Raw genomic sequence first — 22,727 nt, forward strand, 5'->3', positions numbered from 1 at the left:
CTCGCTTTCTCGCCTGGGTTTAGATGATTTCGAGTTCTTTGAGCTTTTCCTCCGGCACCACGCCGTTTTTCCACCCGCGCTCGGCGTAGTATTCCTCGAGCATTTCCTGCAGCTCGGTGACGTGACCTTTCGAGCCGCCCATGTCGGAGGGCTCTTTGAGGAAACGTTCGGGCAGGTAGTCCGAACCCTCACCCCATCCGGCCAGGTTGTTGTAGTAGCGCTCGAGGTTATAAATCCGCTCGCCAATCTTCAGGATGTCCTCAGCTGTGACCTCCATGCCGGTGTAGGCCGAGAACTGCTCGGCGAATTCTTCGGGCCCCTCGGCGAACTGGCTGAACTTGCACACGTCCAGCGAATCGGTGAAGCCGGAAAGGTCCTGGAAGAGTTTCGTCATCTTTCCCTTGCCGCGCCACTCGAGGGGATCGGTCTTTTCAGGCACCCCGAGCAACTCGGAGGCCGGGGTGTAGGCCCGGAGGTGGCAGGCCCCGCGGTTGCTGGTGGCATAGGCGATGCCCATGCCTTTGAGGCCGCGGGGGTCGTACGCGGGAATGGCCTGGCCCTTGACGCTCATGGCCAGTTCGGGGTGGCCGAGCGCCTCGGCAAAGCCGGCCGCGCCGGCGGCGAGTTGATCGTAGAAGCCTTCCCTGAGCGCGATCTTTTTGATGAGCTCTGCCTGGCGCATCTTGTCGCCCCACGAAAGCCCCTCGTGATCGGCCACGTACCCCTTCTCGGTGGCCTCGGCCAGCACCGCCAGCACGTTACCGAGCTCGATGGTATCCATACCGTAGGCGTTGGCCAGGTAAATGGCGTAGCCCACCCAGTGGGTGTCGCCGTTGCCGACGTGCGCACCGAGCCCCCAGGCCGATTCGTACTCGTAGGATTCGAAGACGATTTCCTTACCGTTGACCTGAATGCGGACCATCTTCTTGCAGGCCACCGGGCAGGCGTGGCAGGTGTTGTCTTTTTCCAGGATGTGCTCGCGGACGTATTCGCCGGAGATCTTCTCCGCTTCAGCGAACTGGGTGTGCTGGGCGTTGTAAGCGGGGAGGGCGCCGATGGCGTTGGTGATGTTCATGAGCACGTTGGTTCCGTAAAGGCTCAGCCCGCCCTTTTTCGGGGCGGTAACGTTCTTTTCGTCGACGATTCCCGCGAGGGCACGCTGGTCGGCCTCGCGCCAGGCGTCCTTGTCAACAGGCTTCGGGATTTTGTCCTTATCGCCGATGATCACGATGGCCTTCAGCTTTTTCGAGCCGGCCACCGCCCCGGTCCCGTTTCGACCGGCGGCGCGTTCGTCGTTGTTGATCCAGTTGGCAAAGCGAACCAGGTTCTCGCCCGCAGGGCCGATGGCCATGACGTCGGCCTCTTCGCCGTGGCGCTTTCGGAGAATCTCGTGGACCTCGTGGGTGGTCTTGCCCCAAAGGTCCGAGGCGTCCTCAATGCTGACCTCGCCGTCTTTGACCAGAAGGTAAACGGGTTCTTTGGCGGCCCCTTTGATGAGAAGCCCGTCGAATCCGGCCCACTTGAGCTTGGCTGCGGTCCAGCCGCCCATGTGGGAATCAGCAACGGTGCCGGTGAGTGGGCTTTTGGTCACCACCGCCAGGCGTCCGCTCATCTTGGCCAGCGTGCCCGAGAGCGGTCCGTTCATGACGGCGATGAGATTTTCCGGAGAGAGCGGGTCGACCGAGGGGCCGTTGTCGAAAACGTACTTCACCCCGAGCCCGCGTCCGCCGATGTACTTTTTCAGGTCTTCCTCCCGGGGGGCCTCATAACTGACGGTTTTGTTGGTGAGGTCGATCTTTGCCAACTTGTGGGCGTAACCACCAAGCATGCTTTCCCCTCCTAACCAGGCTGGTTTTCGATAAGCGCCTTTGGGGCCATGCTACTCCCGGGACGAATGGCCCGCAAGGCCGTTCTGCACAGCCATGCAATACGGCGGAGGGGTGTGGATTCAGGAGTTTTCCAGAAAGGCTTCGTTTTGCAACGACAGAAGACTGGGGGAGACCGTGACCGGGTAGGCGGGGTTCTCGACCGGATTGAGGTCTTTCAGCGCTTCGGGGAGCGAGAAAATCCGCTCGCGCGTCGCTTCCCGGAGTTTTTTGAGGTCGGGCGGGGGAACGATTCGCCGACCCTGCCTCATCACCTGGTGCAGGAGCGCTCGCCCTTCGCCGGTTTCCTCTCGCAAGGTGATCCGGTCCGAAGGCTGGCCGCCGTCCTCGAGGCGCCAGACCTGTTTTTTGCCGGGAAGGGTGTGCTTCCCCGGGCTCTTTTTGATCCGGGGGCCGGCGTCGTCCTCCACCAGTTTGTAGACCCCGCCCAGGGCGGGCAAATCGTAGGAGGTGCCGAGCCGGGTCCCCACGCCGTAGCCCCAGGCGACACCCCCTTGGGCCTTGAAGGCCTGGATCCGGTACTCGTCGAGGTCGCCGGAGATAAAGATCTTGACCTCGGGGAGCCCCGCAGCGTCGAGCCGCTGGCGGACCATACGGGTGGCCTCGGCCAGGTCGCCAGAGTCGATGCGAACGCCGATTAAGCTACGCCCTTTGGCCTTGAGATCCTTGGCGACTGCGATGGCGTTCTCGAGTCCCCGCATCAGGTCGTAGGTGTCGATCAGCAAGATGGGGCGGGGGTGATCTTCGGCGAATGCACGGAAGGCCGAGCCTTCGTCTGGGAAGCTCATCACGTACGAATGGGCCATCGTGCCCACCACCGGGATGCCATAGAGTTTTCCGGCGAGCACGTTGGAGGTTCCATCGAAGCCAGCCAGGTACGAAGCCCGGGCCGCCTTGATCGCGGCGTCGGCACCGTGATCGCGCCTGGGGCTAAAATCGACCACACTGGCCTCTTTTCCGGCGGCCAGGAGGACCCTCGCCGCTTTGGAAGCGATGAGCGTTTCGTAGTTGACCGTATTGAGGAGGAAGGTTTCGACGATTTGGGCCTCGATCCGAGGGGCCTGGACCGTCATCAGCGGTTCGCCGGGAAAGACGATCTCGCCCTCGGACACCGACCAGACCTCGCCCTGGAAACGAAAACGGCTCAGGTAGTCGAGAAATTCCCGGTCAAAGAGCCCGAGGGTGTCGAGGTAGGCCAGGTCATCATCGTCAAAATGAAGATTTTCCAGATAGGAGAGAGCTGACTCCAGCCCGGAAAAGACCAGAAAACGACGGTTGGGAACCGGGGGGCGCACGAACAGATCGAAGGTCGCGGGGCTGTTCATTCCCCGCTTGAAGTAGGAATAGGCCATGGTTAGCTCGTAGAGGTCGGTGAGGAGCGCTTGCGACATCTTTCCCTCCAGTGGTTGAGGGCCCGCTCGAGGACCGTTCGCTCGTTATCATACGCCAGCATCTTCAGCGCACGTTGCACGCTCACCCACCTGGCGTCGTCGACTTCCTCGAGTTGAGGCGTCAACCCGCCGCCCAGGAAGCGCATCAGGTAGTAGTGCACGGTTTTTGAGATGCGAATTTGCCCGACCTCTTCGTGGACGGTGAAGTAATAGCGAACGTAGCCCAGATCCCTGACGATTCGGGCCCGCACGCCCGTTTCTTCCTCGACCTCACGGACGGCAGCTTCGCGGTGACGTTCGCCGTGTTCGACGCGACCTTTGGGTAAAGCCCAGATCCGGCCATTGCGCGTGGAAATGAGCAGGACCCTGGGGTTTTTGCACCCCCTGATCACGACGCCTCCGGCAGATACGACGCGCTTTTTGAGCACCTTCATCGCTGGCCCCAGAAAGAAAAATAGGGCGCCCTGGGGCGCCCTCGGTTCCTCAAAAAGCGGGAAAGCAGGCTTCGAGCTCCTTAGAAAGGAGGTGATCCAGCCGCACCTTCCGGTACAGCTACCTTGTTACGACTTCGCCCCAGTCGTGAGCTCCACCCTAGGCGCCTGCCTTTGGGGCTCCCGGCGACTTCAGGTGGGGCCCACTCCCATGGCGTGACGGGCGGTGTGTACAAGGCCCGGGAACGTATTCACCGCGGCGTAGCTGATCCGCGATTACTAGCGATTCCGGCTTCATGGGGTCGAGTTGCAGACCCCAATCCGAACTGGGGGCAGGTTTAAGCGATTAGCTTCCCGTTGCCGGGTTGCGACGCGTTGTCCTGCCCATTGTAGCGCGTGTGTAGCCCAGGCCGTGAGGGCCATGCTGACCAGACGTCATCCCCGCCTTCCTCCCGCTTTCGCGGGCAGTCCCCTTAGAGTGCTCGGCTGATCCGTTAGCAACTAAGGGCGAGGGTTGCGCTCGTTGCGGGACTTAACCCAACATCTCACGACACGAGCTGACGACGGCCATGCAGCACCTGTGTCCGGGTTCCCCGAGGGGCACCCTCCTGTTTCCAGGAGGTTCCCGGCATGTCAAGGCCTGGTAAGGTTCTTCGCGTTGCTTCGAATTAAACCACACGCTCCACCGCTTGTGCGGGCCCCCGTCAATTCCTTTGAGTTTCAGCCTTGCGGCCGTACTTCCCAGGCGGGGTGCTTAACGCGTTAGCTACGGCGCCGAGCCGGGGCCCGACACCCAGCACCCAACGTTTAGGGCGTGGACTACCCGGGTATCTAATCCGGTTTGCTCCCCACGCTTTCGCGCCTCAGCGTCACGGGCCGACCAGGGAGCTGCCTTCGCCATTGGCGTTCTTCCCGGTATCTACGCATTTCACCGCTACTCCGGGAATTCCGCTCCCCTCTTCGGCCGTCGAGTGAGGCAGTATCCGATGCTGATCCACGGTTGAGCCGTGGGCTTTAACACCGGACTTGCCTTACCGCCTACGCGCCCTTTACGCCCAGTGAATCCGGGTAACGCTTGCACCCTCCGTATTACCGCGGCTGCTGGCACGGAGTTAGCCGGTGCTATTAGCGGGGTACCGTCGGAGGTCGTCCCCCGTTCAGCGGTTTACACCCCGAGGGGCTTCTTCCCGCAAGCAGCGTCGCTCCGTCAGGCTTTCGCCCATTGCGGAAGATTCCTAACTGCTGCCTCCCGTAGGAGTGGGGCCCGTGTCTCAGTGCCCCTGTGGCCGGCCATCCTCTCAGACCGGCTACCCGTCGTCGGCTTGGTAGGCCGTTACCCTACCAACGACCTGATGGGGCGCGGGCCCATCCGGAAGCGCCCGAGGGCTTTAGACACATCCCAGGGGATGGGTCCACATGGGGGATTAGCCCGAGTTTCCCCGGGTTGTCCCCCACTTCCGGGCAGGTCACCCACGTGTTACTCACCCGTTCGCCGCTAGGGATGGAGGCAACCGAAGTTACGACCATCCCTCGCACGACTTGCATGTCTTAGGCACGCTGCCAGCGTTCACCCTGAGCCAGGATCAAACTCTCCAGATCAGAGGAACTTCCCTCGCGATGAGGGTTTGTGTTCGAGTTGAGGCTTTTGCCTGCTTTCCCGCTTTTCAAGGATCGCGCGGACTGCTGCCCGCAGCAACGGATAGGTTAGCACCGGCGGTGGGGCTTGTCAACACGGTGAGAAAAAGGGGCCGACTTTTCGAGGGCTACCTGGTTTTGAGCGCCGTTTCGCTCCCGCAGAGAACGCGCCTTCGGATCGCTTGGCGTTCAACGATCGGGCTGATTTTAAGGGGTTGCACGCGTGTTTCCCGCGGGATAGCTCGGGTCGGGGTGACGGTTGCGCGTGTCACTGATCGGCGCGGGGAAATCGCGCTTTCGATGCCACATCCGGATCCGGCCCTGCCCAGGCGGTCGAGGCGCATCACCCAGAGGTCCTCGGCCTCACCCCGGTCTTTGGCCCAGGCGACGCCGGCCACGACGAAGCCGCCCCCAGCCAGGGGGGACAGGGCGTTGGGCCAGTCCCAGCCGTATTCATACCGGCGCTGCCAGAGCGGCCGGCCGTCGGCGGCGAGTCGCAAGAGGAGCCAGTCCCAGTCCCGATCGCCCTCCTCGACGTACCCACCGACCAGGGCCCCGCCATCTGGGGTTGCAGTCACGCTCAGCGCTTCGTCCCACATGCCAGGGATGCCGTAAGTGTATTCCCAAACGACTTCGCCGTTGCCGTCGATCTTCACGACCCAAATATCGCCGTCGCCATCGGCATTGAATGAAGATGAAACCCCCGGCAGCAGGTAGCCACCGTCTTTGGTTTCGGCAAACGACCAGAGCGAGTCCTCTCCTTGACCGCCGTAAGCGTGTTGCCACAGGAGCGACCCTTGGGGGTCAAGTTTGATCACCCACACGTCGCTCTCGCCGGCGCCGAAGGAGTAAGTTTCGCTGGCGACGACGTAGTTGCCCTGGGTGTCCTCGAGGACCCGCACCACGAGCTCGCCGTAGCTTCCTCCGCCGCCATCGTCTTTGGGACCGCCGAGCGTTTTTTGCCACACGATCGAGCCCTGCCCGTCGAGCTTGAAGAGCCAAAGGTCGCTCTCGCCGGCGCCGAAAGAGGTGGTTCCCGCGGCAACGACGAACCCACCGTCGCGTGTGGGGGCGATGGCCCACGCCTGGTCGATGCCGGGACCGCCGTAGGCGTTGGCCCAAACGACGTCACCTTCTGCGTCAAGTCGCATGACCCAGACATCGGCCTGACCCTGGCCGAAGGACTCGGTCCAGCCGGCAACGATGAAGCCGCCCTGGGGAAGGGTTTTGATGTCGATGGCGTATTCGTTCCCCGGACCGCCGTAGGTCTTTGCCCACACCGGTTTTCCCGACGGGCCGAGCTCTATGATCCAGGCATCGCCGTTTTCGTCCCGGAACGAATCGGTGGAGCCGGCGATGACGACGTTGCCGGCCCGGGTTATGGCGAGGCCCTCCATTTCCTCGCCCCCGTCGCCGCCGTAGAGGGCGCTCCAGGTCTCCTGGCCGAGGGCGGGAAGCGCACTTGCGAGGATCGCCAGTGCAGCCTGGATGATCCGGGGTGCCAGCTTTTTCATGGTGACCTCCTCGCGCCCGAGGGGGGAATGGGCGCTCGCCAAAGGGGGCATCGCCTGGTAGGGCGCGGATGCCTTATTATGACACCCTGCCCGCATGGCGCCTTGAAGCTTTGGCGGGGAGTGGATATAGTGGGTATTTGCTGGGGGCACTGGCCCCAGGAGGTCATGGCATGTTTGCGATCATCGAGACCGGAGGCAAGCAATACCGCGTGGAGGAGGGGCAGCGCCTCCGCGTGGAGAAACTCAACTACGAGGTCGGGGCTGAAGTCGAGTTCACCCCGCTGTTGGTGGCCGGCGACGACGTGAAGGTGGGCTTTCCCAAGGTGGAAGATGCCAAGGTGATCGCCGAGGTGGTTGCTCACGGCAAGGGCAAAAAAATCTTGGTGGAAAAGTTCAAGGCCAAGATCAACTACCACCGTAAGAAGGGTCACCGGCAGCCGTACACCGAGCTGGTTGTGAAGGAGATCCGGGGGTAAGCCATGGCACACAAAAAAGGTCTGGGTTCGACCAAGAACGGCCGCGATTCGATTTCCAAGCGGCTCGGCGTCAAGCGTTTCGATGGCCAGGTGGTGCGTGCCGGCAACATCTTGGTGCGTCAGCGGGGCACCAAGTTCAAGCCCGGCAGGAACGTGGGCATGGGCCGCGATTTCACCCTCTTCGCCCTGGTTGACGGGGTCGTCGAGTTTCGTAACAAGGGGCGGCTTGGGCGCTACGTGAACGTCAAGCCGCTGTCCTGACGGGGGCGGGGCCGCTCCGGCGCCTGGAATGTTTCGCGACAAGATAGAAATTGAGGTCATCGCCGGTCGCGGTGGCGACGGGGCGGTGAGCTTTTTTCGGGAAAAGTACATCCCTAAGGGCGGGCCGGACGGCGGTGACGGCGGTCGGGGGGGCGACGTCTACCTACGCGCGAGCGATCAGGTTGGCTCGCTGGCCAAGATCTCTCGGCGCCGTTATAAAGCGCCCTCCGGCGGCCATGGCGAGGGTGGGGGACGTGCCGGGCGTGCCGGCGAGGACCTGTGGATCGAGGTTCCCCTAGGCACCCGGGTCTACGATGCCGAGACCGGCGAGATCATCGCCGATCTCGTGGAGGCGGGTCAGTCGGTCCGGGTGGCCCGGGGCGGCGAGGGCGGGCGGGGCAACGCCGCCTTCGCCACGCCGACCCGCCAGTCGCCGCGTTTCGCCGAGGCGGGCCTGCCCGGCGAAGTGCGGCGGCTCGTTCTTGAGCTCTTGTCCCTCGCCGACGTCGGGCTCGTCGGCTACCCCAATGCAGGCAAGTCGAGCCTGCTGGCGGCGATGACCCGTGCCCAGCCCAAGGTCGCCGACTACCCCTTCACCACTCTGGTGCCGAACCTCGGGGTTTTGCTCAGCGAGGACGGTCTCCGCCGTCTCACGATGGCCGATATTCCCGGGATCATCGAGGGCGCCCACGAGGGCCGCGGGCTCGGGCTTGATTTTTTGCGCCACATCGCACGGACCCGCTTGCTCCTCTACACCCTCGACGCCACCGAGGCCCCGGCTGAGGTGCTTGAAACGCTGCAACGCGAGGTTGAAGCCTACGATCCAGACCTCCGGCGGCGGCCGGCGCTCGTGGCCCTGAACAAGGTGGACCTCCTCGAGGCCCCCGAGGTCGATCGCCTGGTCGATGACCTGGCGCGTTTCGGGTGGCCGGTGCTCCCGATTTCGGCAAAAACCGGTGCCGGCCTTGACGCGCTCGCCCAGACGCTCTTCGCGCTGCTCGAAAAAGCGCCGAAGATCCGTCCGGTGACGCCCAAACGGCGAGAAAGGGTCCAGGCGGGCCTGCGGGTCCGGCAGGTCGAGGAGGGGGTGTTCGAGGTCGAATCCCCCGAGATCGAGCAGGCGGTGTCGCGGATTCGGGGTGACCTGCTCGAGGCCATGGAATACCTGCAGACCCGATTCAAGCGTCTGGGCCTGGAGGCGGCGCTCAAGCGCGCCGGGGTGCGGGCCGGGGACACGGTGCGGGTGGCGGGGCTGGAATTCGAATACGTCCCCGATCTCTAGGTGGTACCCTCTTAAACGTGCGCGTCGGGCTCTTTGGTGGCAGCTTCGATCCTATCCATGTCGGTCACTTACTCGCGGCGAGCGAATCGGCTGACCGCCTGGCGCTCGATCGGGTCGAGTTCGTGACCGCGGCCCGTCCACCCCATAAACGACCCGTCGCCCCCGCCGAATGCCGGCACGAGATGGTGGTCCTGGCCACCGTATCCGACCCCCGTTTTTTCGCCAGCCGGCTTGAGCTCGATTACGCGGGGCCCAGCTTCACCGTCGACACCCTGCGCCGGGCGAAAAAACGCTGGCCGGAGGCCGAGCTCTTCTTCATCACCGGTGCCGACGCCTACCGGGACGTGGCCACCTGGAAGGAGCCCGAGGCGCTGTTCTCCCTGGCGACGATGGTCGCCGTGTCCCGACCCGGCTACGACCTGACGCGGCTCGACCCGTTCTTCCGCCAGCGGGTGGTGCTGCTCGAAATTCCGGGGTACGAGGTTTCCTCGACCGAAGTCCGCCGCCGCATCGCCGCGGGGCATTCCATACGCTACCTGGTGCCACGTGAGGTGGAGGTCTACATTGAAAAACACAGGCTCTACCGAGTACGCGACCAGGCTTGAGGCGCTTTTGTCTCCCGAGCGCCGCGCTCACTCGGAACGGGTCGCCGAGCTGGCCCGAGAGATCGCCCTGGCGAGTGGGCTCGACGGCGATCGGGCCTACCTGGCCGGACTGCTCCACGACATCGCCAAGGAGCTTTCGGAAACGGAACTCCTTCGCCTGGCCCCTCCCGAGAACGAGGCCGAGCGGAGCCACCCGCTGGTGCTGCATGGGCGGGCTGGGCGCCGTCTGGTCGAGGGGTGGGGGCTTCGGGATCCCGAGATCCTCGAGGCCATTGAAGGGCACGTCTACGGGGTGTTGCCCGGGCATGGCCTTGGTATGGCGGTCTACGTGGCCGATGCCGCCGAGCCTGAGCGCGGCTTCAACGACGACCTCCGGGCGCTGGCGCTGGCGGGGCGTCTCCAGGAGGCCTACCGCCTGGCGGTCGAGCGCAAGGTGGCGTACCTGAAACAGCGGGGCATACCGGTGCATCCGCGTACCCTGGAGGTGATGCGCGAGCTTGAAGCCCTGGCCTAAAATCCTCGCCGGGCTGGTCCTGGTCGTCCTGGCGGTGATCGTCGGGCGCTGGCCCGAGCCTCAGCAACAGGCCCGTGGGCCGAGCGGCAAGCCGCTTCCCGAGCTCAACGTGGTGATTGCAGCTCGGGATATCGACTATTGCGGACCGGCGACGCCGTGCGGCCCAGGCCGGCGGACCGACACCATTTTCTTCGTGCGGGTCGTAGGGGCCAGGGCCTGGGTGATCGCGGTCCCCCGGGACACGATGGTGCGCGTCGAGGGGTACCGGGGCAAGGTGAACGCCGCCTTCGGCTTCCTGGGGCCGGATGGCCTGGAGCGGGCCGTTTCCGAGCTGGTCGGGTTTCGGGTCGATCGCCACATGATCTTCACTCTGGATCTGGTGGCCCGGGTGGTGGACATGGTGGGTGGGGTCGACGTCACCTTGCCCGCACCGATGGACTACGACGACAACGCGGCCAACCTGCACATCCACTTTCCGAAGGGCCGGGTTCATCTGAACGGGGCCGACGCGGTCAAGTACATGCGCTTCCGGGGGTGGGAGGGGAGCGACCTGGGCCGTCTCGACCGGATCAAGGAGGTCATGCTCAAGGTTCTGAAGAAGGTCGCGAGCCCCGAGTACTGGCCGAGGCTGCCGCAGATGGCCAGCGCGGTCTGGAACGATTTGGAGACCGATCTTTCGCTCGGTCAGGCGCTGGTGTTTCTCCCGTATCTGAGATCGCTCGAGCTCAAGACCGCCACGCTTCCCGTTGTTGAGGATGGGCCTTACCTCGAGGTCGACACCCTGCGCCGGGCCAGGTTCCAGCGCGTGCTTTTTGGCTTGGGGCAGGGTGAGGTCGTGGCCCTGCCCAAGGCCAGGGTGATGGTGCTCGACGGCAGTGGCGCCGATCTCGGCCCCCGTTTCGTCGAGGGGTTGCGTCGGTTGGGTTTGCCGGCCCCCGAGCTGCGCCGGATCGGGGTGCGGGAAGTGAGTCAGGTGGAGGTCGCGGGGGCCCTCGAGGCCGGCGCAATCTATGCCGAAGCCACGCACCTCCCGCTCGTGACCCGCTTCCGCCTGCACGTCCCGGCCGACGTCGTCATCGTCTTGGGGCGCGACCTGGTCCAAGGGCGGTAAAGCCTCAGCACTGCCGCGTCCCCGGAAACTCACCAAATTCTCATGGGGGGGTAGGGTGCAGGCCGGGGTGACAATAATGGGAGGGATCAACCATAAGCCGACCAAGGGGACAAAGCTAGTGGCTTCCGCGGCTCGCGTGAGCCGGGTCGTTGGCATGACGCTTGAGACCATCCTCGCCGCGAACACTGCATATGAGGAGGCGATGATTGCAGCATTTAACGGTTCGTACGACGAGGCGTTGTCTCACCATGGCCAGAGCATTGATCTTGCCACGACCGCGCGGCGGCGCGTGCGTGACATCGATGCCGCTTACGCCATGCTGCTTGAGGATATCGCCGTGGAAAAATATCCCGGCAATCCGCTGGCTCCAGAACTTAAACCTGATGTGCTCCGTGAAGAGCTTTCGGGGCGGGTGCTCCTTGACATGAATGCAGTCCTCTTCGACGAGATGGCTGGCAGTATCAAGACACAAAACCTCGTCGAAACATTCAGGCGGGAACGGGCGCGATTCGCTGAAGTCGAGGAGCGCTTTAGACCCTACTTGGATGCCCTCCAGGAATCGAGGGCCCGGCTCGAGGCCAGCGAGGACGATCCCCGGGTTTGGGTGCAGGCGGTGGACGAGGGCGAGGTGCCCATACGTTCCACATACCTCTCCCTGCTGACGGGTTTCCTTGGGGCCTTTCAACGATTTGTGTACAGCACGGCAATTTCGACGGATCTCTATTATAAGACGGAGGGCTATGGGAACCTCGTCAACGAGGGCGCGGCCGTACGTCGTTGAGGTCAGGGGTGTCATGAAGACCTACCCCGGAGGGACGCCGGCCCTCCGGGGCGTGGATTTGCTCCTTCGAGCAGGGGAACGGGTGGTTCTCCTCGGGCCGAACGGGGCGGGGAAGACCACGCTGGTCAAGATCCTGGCCGGGCTGGTGGCACCGGATGCCGGAGAGCTTAGGGTGTTCGGCGACCGCCCCACGCCGGGAAAACGGCGCCGGCTGGGTTTTCTTTTTGAGGAGGCCGAGAACCTCTACGGGTACCTGACGGTCTGGGAGAACCTGCTCTTTTACGGAAGGATAGCGGGTGTGCCCGATCGCTTCCTACGCAGGAAGGCCTCAGAGCTGCTGGCCGGGTTCGGTCTGGGGGCTGCGAGGGACCGTCTGGCCCAGAGCCTCTCGCGCGGGCAGAAGCAGCGGCTCGCCCTGGCCAGTACCCTGGTTCAGGGAGCTGAGGTCTACATTCTCGATGAACCGACCCTGGGCCTCGATCTCCAATCGCAAAACGACCTCATCGCGCGCATCAACGAGCTCCCCACGGTTCTCATTACCACCCACGACCCGGTTCTGGCCTGGGAGGTCGCCGATCGTTTCGTGGTGCTGAAAGCGGGTGAGGTCCGTGAGGTCACGGGTCGATCGCATCTCGCGGCCAAAGGGATACATGATCCGGAGACGCTCCGGAGCTGGCTTTTGGAGGTGTACCGGTGATCCTCCTCTTTCGCGCTTTCCTGGCACGCAGCTTCGCCCTCCAAAGACGCTACTTCGCTGATTACGCTCTCGGACTTTTGGTGAAGGTGTTTTTCTTCACCGCAATCCTGTATGCCAGCCAGGGTAATTCAGCGCGCCCGGCGTACGTGGCCGGGTTCTTGCTCTGGTATCTCGCCGCGCACCTGCTGGCGAGGATGGCCAATTTCTTTTTGGAGGAGGCCTACCTGGGGACATTGGCCCGGTTGCTGGCCTCGCCCCACCCGCCGGCGGCCATCGTGGCTGCGCTTTCACTTGCTGAGCTCCTGATGGCCGTGCCCTGGGTTGCTGCCCTTGCTGTTTATGCCAGGTTGGCTGGCGTTTCGCTGAGCGGGCTCGGTCCGGACGCACTCGTCGCCGGCCTGCTGGCGCTGGTTGGGGTTTGGGGGATCGGCCTTACGCTGCTCGCGGCCTCGCTGCGCTACAAGCAGGTGGGGAGTTTCACCGAGATGCTCACCTTTTACCTTCTCCTTTTTTCCGGGTTCTTCGTGCCCGGAGAAAAGCTCCCCCTGGCCGCCCGCGCTCTGAACGCGTTGAACCCCCTGGAGTGGGCTGTCGGGATCTTTTCCGGACGCGGTTTCGGGCCGCTGCTGTTCGCGGCCGCGTTTTGGGTGCTGGTCGGCGGGGCTGCGTTCGCCCGCGGTTATGGTTGGGCGAGGCGCAGGGGTCGGCTCCTCGATTACTGAAGGTCCTGTCCCGACCGGCTGGGGGTGTGTTTTGTTACAATGAACGTGGATGGAGAATCCGATCGGAGTTGAGCGCTTGATTCAAGAAGCCTACCGCGCACTCGACGAGAAGAAGGCAGAAGACATCGTTGCCTTGGACCTGAGGCGGGTTTCCGACAGCCTGGATTTTTTCCTCATCGCCACCGGAACCAGCACGCCGCACCTCGAGGCCCTCGAGCGTGCGGTGCGCGAGCGTCTCGCCGAGATCGGCGTTCGGCCCTACGGGATCGAGGGGCCGTCTTCGCGCTGGGTGCTCCTCAATTACGGCGCGCTTTTGGTGCACATCATGAGCCCCGAGGCGCGCGAGTTCTACGACCTCGAGGGCCTCTGGGCCGACGCCGACCGGGTGGTGCTCGAGCCCACGGCCTAGAGCCATGAAGGGTCGCTGGGCCGAGGACCTGGCGCTTGCCCACCTTGAAAAACGGGGCTACCGGTTGGTGGCCCGGAACCGGCGTACGCCCTTTGGCGAGATCGACCTGTGGATGAAGCAAGGGCGCATCCATGTGTTCGTCGAGGTCAAGCAACGCCGCGGTCCCCGCTACGGCCATCCCGCCGAGGCCATCACCCAGACCAAACGTCACCGCATGCGCTGGAGCGCCCTTTTTCTCCTGGGCCGCGACGACCTTCCGGTCCGCTTCGAGGCGGTGCTCGTCTACGGAACCCCAAAGGCGCACCGTATCGAGGTGCTTCCCATCGACGAGATCTGAGGCAGGAAGCCGGCCGCGCCCGAACCGGCCGGTAAACTGACCTCGATGAACGCCTTTGACCTCCTGGGCTTGCTGCTTACCGCGGCGGCCCTTTTGGCCTATGCGAACCGCCGCTGGCTGGGCCTGCCGACCCCGGTCGGGGTGATGCTCGGGGCGGTGCTTTTGTCGCTGGCATTGCTCTTCGCCGCGCCGGAAACCCAGGGCTTTGCCACGAGTGTGGTGCGGGGCATCGACTTCAACGCCCTCTTGATGCAGGGGATGCTCGCCTTTTTACTCTTCGCCGGCGCGCTCTTTGTCAACCTCGAGGACCTGGTGCGCCAGGCGCTCGCGGTCTCGACCCTGGCCGTGTTCGGCGTGGCGGCCTCCACCCTCATCGTGGGGTTTGGGGTGTGGGGGCTTGCCCGCTGGCTCGGCATCGACCTTCCCCTGATCTACGCGCTGCTCTTTGGCGCCCTGATCTCGCCCACCGATCCGGTGGCCGTGCTGGGGATTTTGAGGGGCGCTAAGGTGTCGAGAGAGCTGGAGACGCTGGTGGTTGGCGAATCCCTCTTCAACGACGGAGTGGGGGTCGTAGTCTACGTGGCCCTGCTGGGGTTTTTAGGGCTTGGGGGACATGCCGAGGTCACCGCAGCTTCGATCGGCGGGCTCTTCGTGCGAGAGGCGCTCGGCGGACTCGGGCTCGGTCTGGCCCTGGGCGCGGCGGGGTTTTTGCTCATGCGCCGCGTCGACGATTACGTGGTCGAGATCTTGCTGACCCTGGCGCTGGTGGCGGGTGGCTATGCGCTGGCCGGTCGGCTTGAGGTCTCGGGACCGCTGGCGATGGTGACCTCCGGCCTTTTCATCGGCAACCGGGGGCGGCTTTTGGCCATGAGCCGGAAGACCCGGGAGAACCTGAGCGTTTTTTGGGAGGTGCTCGACCAGATCTTGAATGCGGTGCTCTTCGTCCTGATCGGCCTGGAGATGCTGGTGGTGCCTTTCACGGTGAGCGGGGTTTTCCTGGCCTTTTTGGCCGTGGGGGTGGTGCTCCTCGCCCGCTTTTTGAGCGCGGGGCTCCCCATCGCCGCGCTTCGCATGTTCCGTCGCTTTCCGCCCTACACCGTCCGTCTTCTGACCTGGGGCGGCCTCCGCGGCGGCATCTCGATCGCGCTGGCGCTGGGGCTTCCCGAGGGGGCGGAGCGGAACCTGATCCTGACCCTGACCTACGGCACGGTACTCTTTTCGGTCCTGGTCCAGGGACTGAGCGTTTCCTGGCTGGCCAGGCGGGCCACCGCCTAGGCGGTATGCTGGGGCGTGTTTGCGAACCTCGGCGCTTACCTCAGGGCTCTGGAGGACCGCGGCGAACTGGTGCGGGTGAAGGCCCCGGTGTCGGCCGAGCTCGAAATCACCGAGATCGCCGACCGCGTCGTGAAGGCCGGAGGGCCGGCGATCCTGTTTGAGAACGTAACCGGAAAGCGCTTCCCGCTCGCCATCAACCTCTTTGGAACTCCCGAGCGGACCGCCTTCGCCCTGGGGGTGGATCGGCTGGAGGCTCTGGCCGAGCGGGTGGAGAAGCTGCTGGCGCTGGCGCCCGAGCCGGGGCTGCGCGGGGTTCTCGGCTTGCTGCCCAAACTCGGCGAGTTGAAGGGGTTTTTCCCCAAACGCGTCGCGCGGGCTCCGGTGCAGGAGGTCGTTCACACCGGGGAAACGGTGGACCTTGGCGCCCTGCCGGTTCAAACGTGCTGGCCCGCGGACGGCGGGCCGTTCATCACCCTGCCCCAGGTCATCACCAGGGACCCGGAGACCGGCGAACTCAACGTCGGGATGTACCGGATGCAGGTCCTCGATGCGAAGAGCACCGCCATGCACTGGCAGCTCCACAAAACCGGGCGCAGGCACTTCGAAAAGGCGAAGGCGCTGGGGCGTCGCCTTGAGGTCGCGGTGGCGCTCGGGGGCGATCCCATACTGACCTACGCCGCCACCGCGCCCCTGCCCGAGCTGCCCGGGGTTTTTGAGTACAACCTGGCGGGGTTTCTCCGGGGCCGGCCGGTGGCCCTCACCAAGGGGGTCACCGTCGATCTGCCGGTGCCGGCGGAGGCCGAGTTCGTCCTCGAGGGCTACGTCGATCCGGCGGAGCCGCCGGTGGTCGAGGGGCCTTTCGGCGACCACACCGGGTTTTATACCCAGGAGGAGCGCTACCCCCGCTTCCACGTCACCGCCATCACCCACCGCCGCGGCGCGATCTACCCCAGCACCATCGTCGGCCGCCCGCCGATGGAGGACGCCTGGCTCATCGAGGCCTCCGAGCGGCTCTTCTTGCCGGCGGCCAAGGTGCTGCTGCCCGAGCTCCTTGATTACCACATGCCCCCGGCCGGGGTGGCTCACAACTGGGTGAACGTGAGCATACGCAAGCGCTACCCGGGCCAGGCCTACAAGGTGGCCCTGGGCCTACTCGGAATGGGGCAGATGATGTTCGCCAAGATGATCGTGGTTTTGGACGGGGACACCTCGCCAAAACCCGGTTTTCCCGCCCTGCTCAAGGCCCTGGAGCGGATGCTACCCGGGCGCGATACCCTCGCGCTCCGCGGGCCCATCGACGTGCTCGACCACGCCAGCCGGGCCCTGGGCTTTGGCGGCAAGCTGATCATCGACGGCACGCGCAAGCTGGACGCCGAGGGGGGCGATCCCCCGCCGCCACAAACGCCGGAAGGCGTTTCGCGCCCAGAGGTCCGGCGGCAGCACGCCTGGCCGGGGTTTTTGGGGCTGACGGTGCGGAAGGAGAAACCGGGACAGGTCCGCGCGATCGCTGGGGCCGTCGTGGCCTCGGCGAGCGCGAGGGGCTTGCGGCTCCTGGCGATTACCGACGATATCGTCGATCCCGCCGATCCGGACCAGCTGCTCTGGCTTGTGCTCAACAACCTCGACCCCGAGCGCGACGCCTGGGTGGAAGCGGGGACTTATGGACCGGTGCTGGTGCTCGATGGCACGCGAAAATTCCCGGAGGAAGGGCACGCCAGGCCCTGGCCCCAGGTGATCGAGATGGATCCCGAGATCAAGGCCCGGGTCACGGCTCGCTGGGACGAGCTCGGCCTCGGTGGCCTTGACTTTGAGCGACATCACCCCGCAAGCTAGGGGGGTAAGGGAGGTGAGCTGAAGATGGCCCATGTGATCGCGGAACCTTGCATCGGGGTGAAGGATCGCGCTTGCGTCGAGGTCTGCCCGGTGGAGTGCATTCACCCGACCGAGGAAGAAGACAACGGCGAGTTCATGCTCTTCATTCAGCCCGAAGAGTGCATTGACTGCGGCGCCTGCGTCCCCGCCTGCCCGGTAAGCGCCATCTATCCCGAGGAAGACCTTCCCGAGGAGTGGCAGCAGTTTACCGAGGCCAACAAGGACTACTTCGAAATGGATTGGGACGCGTTTGTGCAGAAGTGGGGGCACCTGGCGGAGAAGGCCTGAAGGCCATTCCCGCTCGTTTGGGCCGCGCTGGGTCGCACCCGGTGCGGCTTTTGTTTGGTGGTATGATTCGGCCATGCAAAAAGTGCGGGTCACCTGGGGTGAGGATGCGAGGCTGGCTGGGGAGTTGACGCTGCCTCCGCTGCCCGAGGTACGCTTTGGGCGCTACCTGGCTTTCGCCGGTATAGACGACGAGGCCAAGCGCGCCATGCGCCTCGACTCGGAGGCGCTTCTCTCGCGGGGAGCTGAATGGGTGCGATCGGCCTACGAGGCGCTCAGCCGCTTTCCCGAAACCGCCCGCGCCTTGGGGTGGGAGGGGCGGATTCCGGAAGACGAGCTGCGCATCCGCCGCACCTTTTTCTCCGCCTGGCTGGGTCGGACCATCGGCGTCGACACCGGCGCCGAGTTTGCCGAGTATCTCCACCACGCGGGGCGGGTCCACGCCGGCTACGGACCGGAGAGAAAATTCGTTCCCCCGGAGTGGGTGGCGCTCGCCTTCGCTTATGTGCTGCGGGCCTTTTCCGAGGTGGTGCCGTCTAAGCGGCTCGGGCTTTGGGCCGGTTATCTGACCGCCCAGGAGGAGGTGATGCGGGGCGGGTTTGACGCCGCCGCCGATCTCTCGCGCGGGAAGATCGCGGTGCGGGTCGAGGCGCTGGGACTCGCCCGCCCAGCCCTGCCCGAGGCCCTCGAGGTCCGCCTGGTTCATGGCCACCTCCGGGAACTGGTGGAAAAGGTTCTCACCTTCGCTCCCTCGCTCGTCCCCCTGGCGCTGGAAGCCGTGCCCTCGGTGGTCGAGGTCGGGCTTTGGATGGAGGAATCGGTGGGGTGGCGCTTTCGCCCACGCTGGACGCTTCTGGTCAACGGGCGCGACGTTCGCTACCTGGATGGGCTGGCGACGCGGCTTTCCAGCGGTGACCTGGTGACGATTTTGCCCCCGGGTCGTTAAGCCCCCGTCGCGGCTTTCGCTGCCGCGGGGAGGGCCAAAAACGGGTGCGACTTCCAATCTTGCATCGGTATGTTGAGAAGCTCGTGGGTGCTCGCTTCGTTGGCGACGCGGGATACTCGCCTCTCCTTGTGCTCAGCAGTGTTATGGATATCATAGGGATCGTATGCGTGCGGTCGTCGTAGGCACCCGGGGCAGCCAGCTGGCGCTTTCACAGACGCGCCAGGTCGTCGAGCGTTTAAAGGAACTCTGGCCGGAAACCGAATTCAAGATTCGTACCGTGACCACGTCGGGCGACCGGGGTGCCGATCCGATGGAGCGGGGCATCTTCGTCAAGGAGCTCGAGGACGCCCTCTTCCGCGGCGAGGTGGACATCGCCGTCCATTCGCTCAAGGATTTGCCCACCAAACAACCCGACGGGCTCAGGGTGGTCTCCATCCCCAGGCGGGTGGACCCCAGGGACGCGTTCGTTGGCCGCAACGGTATTCGCCGGCTTTCGGACCTGCCCAAGGGTGCGGTGGTGGGCACCAGCTCGGTGCGCCGTCGGGCGCAGCTCCTCGCCTACCGGCCGGACCTCGAGGTGAAACCCCTTCGCGGAAATGTGGATACGCGCCTCGACAAACTCGGCAGCGGTGAGTACCATGCCATCGTGATTGCTGCCGCGGGGCTTTTGCGCCTCGACCTTAGGAACCGGATCGATGAGTTTATCGACCCGGAGATCCTGCTGCCGGCGCCGGGGCAAGGGGCGCTGGCGCTGGAAGTGCGTGTGGGCGACGACCTGGCCGAGGAACTGGCGTACTCGCTGAATCACCGGGAGACCCGGGCTCGGGTCACCGCCGAGCGGGCCTTCCTCGCCGCACTGGGGGCCGGTTGCCTGGCCCCGGTCGGGGCGCTTGCCTACGTTGACGACGATATTCTCCGCCTCGAGGGCCTGGTGGCCCGCCCCGACGGTTTGGAGGTCATTCGGGGCGAGATCGAGGGGGAGATCGACGAGGCCAAGGAACTCGGTGAAGAGCTCGCCGCCGACATCTTGGAGCAAGGCGGCGATGAGATCTTACGAGGGGGGGGCTGATGCCGATGAAGAGACTGACGCGCCAGCGTCGAGCGGTGCTCGAAGTCTTGCGGGGAACCAAAAGCCATCCGGATGCCGCCTGGGTGTACCAGGAAGTGCGCAAGCGGATCCCTTCGATCAGCTTGGGGACCGTTTACCGGACCCTCGACGCCCTGGTGAAGGAGGGGCTGGTGATGCCGCTGCACCACGGTGGCGGCGCGACCCGCTACGACGCCAACACCATGCCCCACCCTCATCTCTACTGCCGGCGCTGCGGGGCCGTGGTCGACCTCGACCTCGAACCGCCGGACATCCTCAAGGAGGCGAGCGAGCGCCACCCCGAGCTCAAGTTCGAAACCTTCCAGCTGGAATTCGAAGGCCTCTGCGCCGAGTGCGCCAGGGCGCTCGCGTCGTAGGTGACACCCGAGGCGCTCTTTTCGTGGCTCTTCTCCCGGCGGCGCATGGGCGTCCGCCCGGGGATCGAGCGTGTTCGTGACCTCCTCGACCGCCTGGGCCGGCCGGAGCGTGCCTTCCGCGCCGTCCTCGTCGCCGGGACCAACGGCAAGGGCAGCACCACCCGGGCGCTTTCGGCCATGCTCGCGGCCGCCGGCGTCCGCAGCGGGCGGTTCTTGAGCCCTCACCTCGAGCGTTTTGAAGAGCGGATCGCGGTGGACGGGCGCGAGATCGAGTCCGAGGCCCTTTTCGAACTGCTCCGGGCCATCCGTCCCCACGCCGAGGCGACCGGAGCGACGTTTTTTGAGATCGCCACCGCCCTGGCCTTTCTCTACTTCGCCGAGCGGGGGGTGGAGCTCGCGGTGCTCGAGGTCGGGCTCGGGGGACGGCTCGATGCCACCAACGTCAAGGACCCGATTTTGAGCCTGGTGACCGCGTTGGGACACGACCACACCCAGTTCCTGGGGGCCACGCTGGCCGAGATCGCCGGGGAGAAAGCGGGCATCTTCCGTCCCGGGGTTCCGGCGCTGACTTCGGCGGTGGGCGAGGGGCTCGTGGGCCTCAAACAGGCTGCCCGGAAAATCGGGGCGCCGCTTTTGCCGGTGAGGCCGGAGTTCGTGGTGGCGCGATCGGGCGGGATTCGCTTCGCCGTGGCGGGAGCGGTCTACGACGCACCGCTCCTCGGCCGCCACCAGGGCGAGAACCTGGCCCTCGCCGTTTCTGCCGCCCGCCAGCTCGGCGTTGATGAGGCCGCGATTCGCCAGGCGCTCTCGCGGCTTTCACACCCAGGTCGGCTTGAGTGGCACCCGCCGTATCTCCTCGACGGCGCCCACAACGTCCTGGGGGCGAAGGTCTTGGCCCGGGCGATTTCGGACCACTTCCCGGACCGTCCGAGGGCGCTGGTCTTCGCCGCCAGCCGGGATAAGGACCACGCCGGGATGGCCGGGGCGCTCCGCGGGGTCTTCGATGCGGTCGTCCTGACCCGCTACCCCGGCGAGCGGAGCGTGGACCCCAGGGCGCTGTTGTCCCACTTCCCGGGGGCGCGCGTGGTGGAGGACCCCCTGCTGGCTTTGCGCGAGGCTCGGGCACGGGTTCCTGGGGGGCTGGTGGTGGTCGCGGGCAGTCTCTTCCTCGTCGGTGCGGTGCGTCGGACCGTGCTCGGCGAGAAGGCGCCCGCTTAAGGGAGCGATCCGGTCGGCAGGTAGGGGCGAACGCCGTTTTTTTCGACCCCGGCCAGGAGCTCGGCGGCGGTTTTTCCCAGGCCTGGGTGCCGGGCGTTTGGCGCGATCTCGGCCAGGGGGACCAGCACAAAGGCCCGCTGGTGCATCCGCGGATGGGGCAGGGTGAGCCCTGGGCGATCGAGGACCAGATCCTCATAGAGCAGGAGATCGAGGTCGAGGGTCCGGGGACCGTAGCGCACCGTGCGCATCCGGCCGTGCTCGGCTTCGATGGCCAGAAGGGCCTGCATGAGGGTTTCGGGGGGGAGGTCGGTGTCGACCTCGAGGACCGCGTTCAGGTAGGGGCCCTGCTCAAGGGGGCCGACCGGGGCCGTTTCGTAGATCCGGGAGAGCCGGACGATGCGCGTGGCCTCGAGGGAAGCGAGGGCGACAACGGCGGAGAGGAGGTAGCCCGCCCGATCGCCGAGGTTCGAGCCTAGGGCGATGAAGGCTCGCGCCATTTCTCCACCTCGGCGTACACGTCGCGGAAGACACCGGGGATGGGGGCGTGGGGTTTGTGCACCCGTACCCGGACGCGCCGCACCTTTTCGAACGCTTGCAAGAGGCCGGTGGCCAGGTGTTCGGCGAGGGCCTCGATGAGGTAGAAACGCCGCTGCTCGACCACCAGGGCCACCTGCCGGTAGACCTCGGCGTAGTCCACGGTGGCCGAGAGGTCGTCGCCCTGCCCTTCGAAGCCCACTTCCATTTCGACGTCGACCACGAAGCGGGCCCCAAGGCGGCCTTCTTCGGGCCGGGCGCCGTGATGGCCGTAGAACTCTAGCCCCTGGAGGACGATGCGACCCACGCCTCTCCTTCGATGGCCCAGAAGACGTCGAGGGCCTCCCGGTGCGCCCTCACGTCGTGGACCCTGAGGATTCTGGCCCCGCGCCTGGCCGCCGCGAGGTGGGCGGCCACGCTGCCAAAGACCCGCTCGCTTGGGTTTTCGACCCCGGTGAGCTCGCCAATGGTTCGTTTGCGGCTGGCCCCGACCAGCACCGGATAGCCCAGCGAGGTGATGCGATCGAGGTGCCTGAGGAGCAGGAGGTTGTGGTGGCGTTTTTTGCCGAATCCGATCCCGGGATCGAGCACCACCTGGGGCACACCCGCGCGAAGGGCTTGTCGGGCTCGGCTGAGCAGGAAGGCCCGCACCTCGGCAACCACGTCCAGGTAGCGGGCGTGATCCATCATCGTGCGGGGGTCGGGGACCGGCATGTGCATAATCACCACCGGGACCTGGTAGCGCACGGCGAGCGCCGTCATTTCGGGGTGGGCAAGACCGGTGACGTCGTTGATGAGGTGCGCGCCGAGCGCCAGGGCCTCAGCGGCGACGTCGGGCTTTCGGGTATCGATGCTTACCGGGACGCCGAGCCCGACGATGGCTTCGATCACCGGGAGCACCCGGCGCTTTTCCTCCTCCGCCGGTACCGGATCGGCCCCGGGGCGTGTGGACTCGCCGCCCACGTCGATGATGTCGGCCCCTTCCTCGATCAGGGCCCGGGCCCGGGCCACGGCCGCTTCCGGGTGCAGGTAGCGGCCGCTGTCCGAGAAGGAATCGGGGGTGACGTTCAAAATGCCCATG

Annotated in this window: 25 protein-coding genes and 1 rRNA gene; 18 read left to right on the top strand and 8 right to left on the bottom strand. The window is 65.2% G+C overall.

Features of this window, described 5'->3' with window-relative positions; translation table 11 throughout:
* Positions 1-19: 19 nt before the first annotated feature.
* The 5 genes from ACZ5BT_RS06860 to ACZ5BT_RS06880 all read right to left on the bottom strand — a co-directional run bounded on the left by ACZ5BT_RS06860 (position 20) and on the right by ACZ5BT_RS06880 (position 6,857).
* A complete protein-coding gene (locus ACZ5BT_RS06860) occupies positions 20-1,828 on the bottom strand; it encodes an aldehyde ferredoxin oxidoreductase family protein (protein ID WP_464883866.1) in 1,809 nt (602 codons plus the stop codon).
* 120 nt (positions 1,829-1,948) lie between these two features.
* Positions 1,949-3,277 (bottom strand): nicotinate phosphoribosyltransferase, encoded by a 1,329-nt coding sequence (locus ACZ5BT_RS06865; RefSeq protein ID WP_464883867.1) that lies wholly within the window; start codon positions 3,275-3,277, stop codon positions 1,949-1,951.
* Positions 3,241-3,711, bottom strand: a complete 471-nt coding sequence (locus tag ACZ5BT_RS06870) for an NUDIX hydrolase (protein WP_464883868.1) — start codon at positions 3,709-3,711, stop codon at positions 3,241-3,243. The genes ACZ5BT_RS06865 and ACZ5BT_RS06870 overlap by 37 nt, the downstream gene beginning before the upstream one ends.
* 84 nt (positions 3,712-3,795) lie before the next feature.
* Positions 3,796-5,307 (bottom strand): 16S ribosomal RNA (locus ACZ5BT_RS06875).
* 164 nt (positions 5,308-5,471) lie between these two features.
* The gene (locus ACZ5BT_RS06880; protein ID WP_464883869.1) at positions 5,472-6,857 is read right to left on the bottom strand and encodes a hypothetical protein; all 1,386 of its coding nucleotides are present in this window, start codon (positions 6,855-6,857) and stop codon (positions 5,472-5,474) included.
* A gap of 170 nt (positions 6,858-7,027) precedes the next feature.
* On the opposite strand from ACZ5BT_RS06880, the gene rplU reads away from it, so the two are divergent.
* From rplU to ACZ5BT_RS06970, 18 genes are all read left to right on the top strand, one after another.
* Entirely contained in the window at positions 7,028-7,333 is a 306-nt protein-coding gene (gene rplU / locus ACZ5BT_RS06885; RefSeq protein ID WP_464883870.1) for a 50S ribosomal protein L21, read from the top strand.
* 3 nt (positions 7,334-7,336) lie between these two features.
* Complete coding sequence (rpmA, locus tag ACZ5BT_RS06890; protein ID WP_464883871.1) at positions 7,337-7,594, top strand: 50S ribosomal protein L27; 258 nt, start codon at positions 7,337-7,339, stop codon at positions 7,592-7,594.
* A gap of 28 nt (positions 7,595-7,622) precedes the next feature.
* Positions 7,623-8,876, top strand: a complete 1,254-nt coding sequence (gene obgE, locus ACZ5BT_RS06895) for a GTPase ObgE (protein ID WP_464883872.1) — start codon at positions 7,623-7,625, stop codon at positions 8,874-8,876.
* A 17-nt stretch (positions 8,877-8,893) separates the two neighbouring features.
* A complete protein-coding gene (gene nadD, locus ACZ5BT_RS06900; RefSeq protein ID WP_464883873.1) occupies positions 8,894-9,481 on the top strand; it encodes a nicotinate-nucleotide adenylyltransferase in 588 nt (195 codons plus the stop codon).
* The gene (yqeK, locus tag ACZ5BT_RS06905; RefSeq protein ID WP_464883874.1) at positions 9,441-9,995 is read left to right on the top strand and encodes a bis(5'-nucleosyl)-tetraphosphatase (symmetrical) YqeK; all 555 of its coding nucleotides are present in this window, start codon (positions 9,441-9,443) and stop codon (positions 9,993-9,995) included. Before nadD ends, yqeK begins: the two co-directional genes overlap by 41 nt.
* Complete coding sequence (locus ACZ5BT_RS06910) at positions 9,979-11,106, top strand: LCP family protein (protein ID WP_464883875.1); 1,128 nt, start codon at positions 9,979-9,981, stop codon at positions 11,104-11,106. Before yqeK ends, ACZ5BT_RS06910 begins: the two co-directional genes overlap by 17 nt.
* A 55-nt stretch (positions 11,107-11,161) precedes the next feature.
* Positions 11,162-11,887: a hypothetical protein gene (locus tag ACZ5BT_RS06915; protein WP_464883876.1), complete on the top strand. Its 726-nt coding sequence runs from the start codon at positions 11,162-11,164 to the stop codon at positions 11,885-11,887.
* 13 nt (positions 11,888-11,900) lie between these two features.
* Positions 11,901-12,584, top strand: a complete 684-nt coding sequence (locus tag ACZ5BT_RS06920; protein WP_464883877.1) for an ABC transporter ATP-binding protein — start codon at positions 11,901-11,903, stop codon at positions 12,582-12,584.
* A complete protein-coding gene (locus ACZ5BT_RS06925; protein ID WP_464883878.1) occupies positions 12,581-13,306 on the top strand; it encodes an ABC transporter permease in 726 nt (241 codons plus the stop codon). The genes ACZ5BT_RS06920 and ACZ5BT_RS06925 overlap by 4 nt, the downstream gene beginning before the upstream one ends.
* 49 nt (positions 13,307-13,355) lie before the next feature.
* Positions 13,356-13,715 (top strand): ribosome silencing factor, encoded by a 360-nt coding sequence (gene rsfS / locus ACZ5BT_RS06930; protein WP_464883879.1) that lies wholly within the window; start codon positions 13,356-13,358, stop codon positions 13,713-13,715.
* Positions 13,716-13,719: 4 nt separating this feature from the next.
* Complete coding sequence (locus ACZ5BT_RS06935) at positions 13,720-14,052, top strand: YraN family protein (protein ID WP_464883880.1); 333 nt, start codon at positions 13,720-13,722, stop codon at positions 14,050-14,052.
* 45 nt (positions 14,053-14,097) lie between these two features.
* Complete coding sequence (locus ACZ5BT_RS06940; RefSeq protein WP_464883881.1) at positions 14,098-15,327, top strand: cation:proton antiporter; 1,230 nt, start codon at positions 14,098-14,100, stop codon at positions 15,325-15,327.
* A 15-nt stretch (positions 15,328-15,342) separates the two neighbouring features.
* A complete protein-coding gene (locus ACZ5BT_RS06945; RefSeq protein ID WP_464883882.1) occupies positions 15,343-17,160 on the top strand; it encodes a menaquinone biosynthesis decarboxylase in 1,818 nt (605 codons plus the stop codon).
* A gap of 24 nt (positions 17,161-17,184) precedes the next feature.
* On the top strand, positions 17,185-17,487 hold the full coding sequence (locus ACZ5BT_RS06950) for a 4Fe-4S dicluster domain-containing protein (RefSeq protein WP_464883883.1): 303 nt from the start codon (positions 17,185-17,187) through the stop codon (positions 17,485-17,487).
* Between the two features lie 73 nt (positions 17,488-17,560).
* The gene (locus ACZ5BT_RS06955) at positions 17,561-18,430 is read left to right on the top strand and encodes a protoglobin domain-containing protein (RefSeq protein WP_464883884.1); all 870 of its coding nucleotides are present in this window, start codon (positions 17,561-17,563) and stop codon (positions 18,428-18,430) included.
* 163 nt (positions 18,431-18,593) lie between these two features.
* Entirely contained in the window at positions 18,594-19,499 is a 906-nt protein-coding gene (gene hemC / locus ACZ5BT_RS06960; protein WP_464883885.1) for a hydroxymethylbilane synthase, read from the top strand.
* Positions 19,499-19,894: a Fur family transcriptional regulator gene (locus tag ACZ5BT_RS06965; RefSeq protein WP_464883886.1), complete on the top strand. Its 396-nt coding sequence runs from the start codon at positions 19,499-19,501 to the stop codon at positions 19,892-19,894. The genes hemC and ACZ5BT_RS06965 overlap by 1 nt, the downstream gene beginning before the upstream one ends.
* A gap of 45 nt (positions 19,895-19,939) precedes the next feature.
* Entirely contained in the window at positions 19,940-21,112 is a 1,173-nt protein-coding gene (locus ACZ5BT_RS06970) for a bifunctional folylpolyglutamate synthase/dihydrofolate synthase (protein WP_464885789.1), read from the top strand.
* Here ACZ5BT_RS06970 and folK read toward each other — a convergent pair.
* From folK to folP, 3 genes are read right to left on the bottom strand one after another with little or no spacing between them, the layout of a single operon-like run.
* Complete coding sequence (folK, locus tag ACZ5BT_RS06975) at positions 21,109-21,609, bottom strand: 2-amino-4-hydroxy-6-hydroxymethyldihydropteridine diphosphokinase (RefSeq protein ID WP_464883887.1); 501 nt, start codon at positions 21,607-21,609, stop codon at positions 21,109-21,111. The genes ACZ5BT_RS06970 and folK overlap by 4 nt on opposite strands.
* A complete protein-coding gene (folB, locus tag ACZ5BT_RS06980; protein ID WP_464883888.1) occupies positions 21,585-21,953 on the bottom strand; it encodes a dihydroneopterin aldolase in 369 nt (122 codons plus the stop codon). The genes folK and folB overlap by 25 nt, the downstream gene beginning before the upstream one ends.
* Positions 21,926-22,726 carry a dihydropteroate synthase gene (folP, locus tag ACZ5BT_RS06985; RefSeq protein WP_464885790.1) on the bottom strand — a complete coding sequence of 267 codons (801 nt, stop codon included), beginning with the start codon at positions 22,724-22,726 and terminating at the stop codon, positions 21,926-21,928. Before folP ends, folB begins: the two co-directional genes overlap by 28 nt.
* Position 22,727 lies beyond the last annotated feature (1 nt).

The sequence above is a fragment of the Vulcanithermus mediatlanticus genome (assembly GCF_055385885.1).

Bases quoted from the DNA above. Each gene is read 5' to 3' on its own strand.
- ACZ5BT_RS06860 (WP_464883866.1), bottom strand. From the start codon at position 1,828: ATGCTTGGTGGTTACGCCCACAAGTTGGCAAAGATCGACCTCACCAAC.
- ACZ5BT_RS06865 (WP_464883867.1), bottom strand. From the start codon at position 3,277: ATGTCGCAAGCGCTCCTCACCGACCTCTACGAGCTAACCATGGCCTAT.
- ACZ5BT_RS06870 (WP_464883868.1), bottom strand. From the start codon at position 3,711: ATGAAGGTGCTCAAAAAGCGCGTCGTATCTGCCGGAGGCGTCGTGATC.
- ACZ5BT_RS06880 (WP_464883869.1), bottom strand. From the start codon at position 6,857: ATGAAAAAGCTGGCACCCCGGATCATCCAGGCTGCACTGGCGATCCTC.
- rplU (WP_464883870.1), top strand. From the start codon at position 7,028: ATGTTTGCGATCATCGAGACCGGAGGCAAGCAATACCGCGTGGAGGAG.
- rpmA (WP_464883871.1), top strand. From the start codon at position 7,337: ATGGCACACAAAAAAGGTCTGGGTTCGACCAAGAACGGCCGCGATTCG.
- obgE (WP_464883872.1), top strand. From the start codon at position 7,623: ATGTTTCGCGACAAGATAGAAATTGAGGTCATCGCCGGTCGCGGTGGC.
- ACZ5BT_RS06920 (WP_464883877.1), top strand. From the start codon at position 11,901: ATGAAGACCTACCCCGGAGGGACGCCGGCCCTCCGGGGCGTGGATTTG.
- rsfS (WP_464883879.1), top strand. From the start codon at position 13,356: ATGGAGAATCCGATCGGAGTTGAGCGCTTGATTCAAGAAGCCTACCGC.
- ACZ5BT_RS06935 (WP_464883880.1), top strand. From the start codon at position 13,720: ATGAAGGGTCGCTGGGCCGAGGACCTGGCGCTTGCCCACCTTGAAAAA.
- ACZ5BT_RS06940 (WP_464883881.1), top strand. From the start codon at position 14,098: ATGAACGCCTTTGACCTCCTGGGCTTGCTGCTTACCGCGGCGGCCCTT.
- ACZ5BT_RS06950 (WP_464883883.1), top strand. From the start codon at position 17,185: ATGGCCCATGTGATCGCGGAACCTTGCATCGGGGTGAAGGATCGCGCT.
- ACZ5BT_RS06955 (WP_464883884.1), top strand. From the start codon at position 17,561: ATGCAAAAAGTGCGGGTCACCTGGGGTGAGGATGCGAGGCTGGCTGGG.
- hemC (WP_464883885.1), top strand. From the start codon at position 18,594: ATGCGTGCGGTCGTCGTAGGCACCCGGGGCAGCCAGCTGGCGCTTTCA.
- ACZ5BT_RS06965 (WP_464883886.1), top strand. From the start codon at position 19,499: ATGCCGATGAAGAGACTGACGCGCCAGCGTCGAGCGGTGCTCGAAGTC.
- ACZ5BT_RS06970 (WP_464885789.1), top strand. From the start codon at position 19,940: ATGGGCGTCCGCCCGGGGATCGAGCGTGTTCGTGACCTCCTCGACCGC.
- folK (WP_464883887.1), bottom strand. From the start codon at position 21,609: ATGGCGCGAGCCTTCATCGCCCTAGGCTCGAACCTCGGCGATCGGGCG.
- folP (WP_464885790.1), bottom strand. From the start codon at position 22,726: ATGGGCATTTTGAACGTCACCCCCGATTCCTTCTCGGACAGCGGCCGC.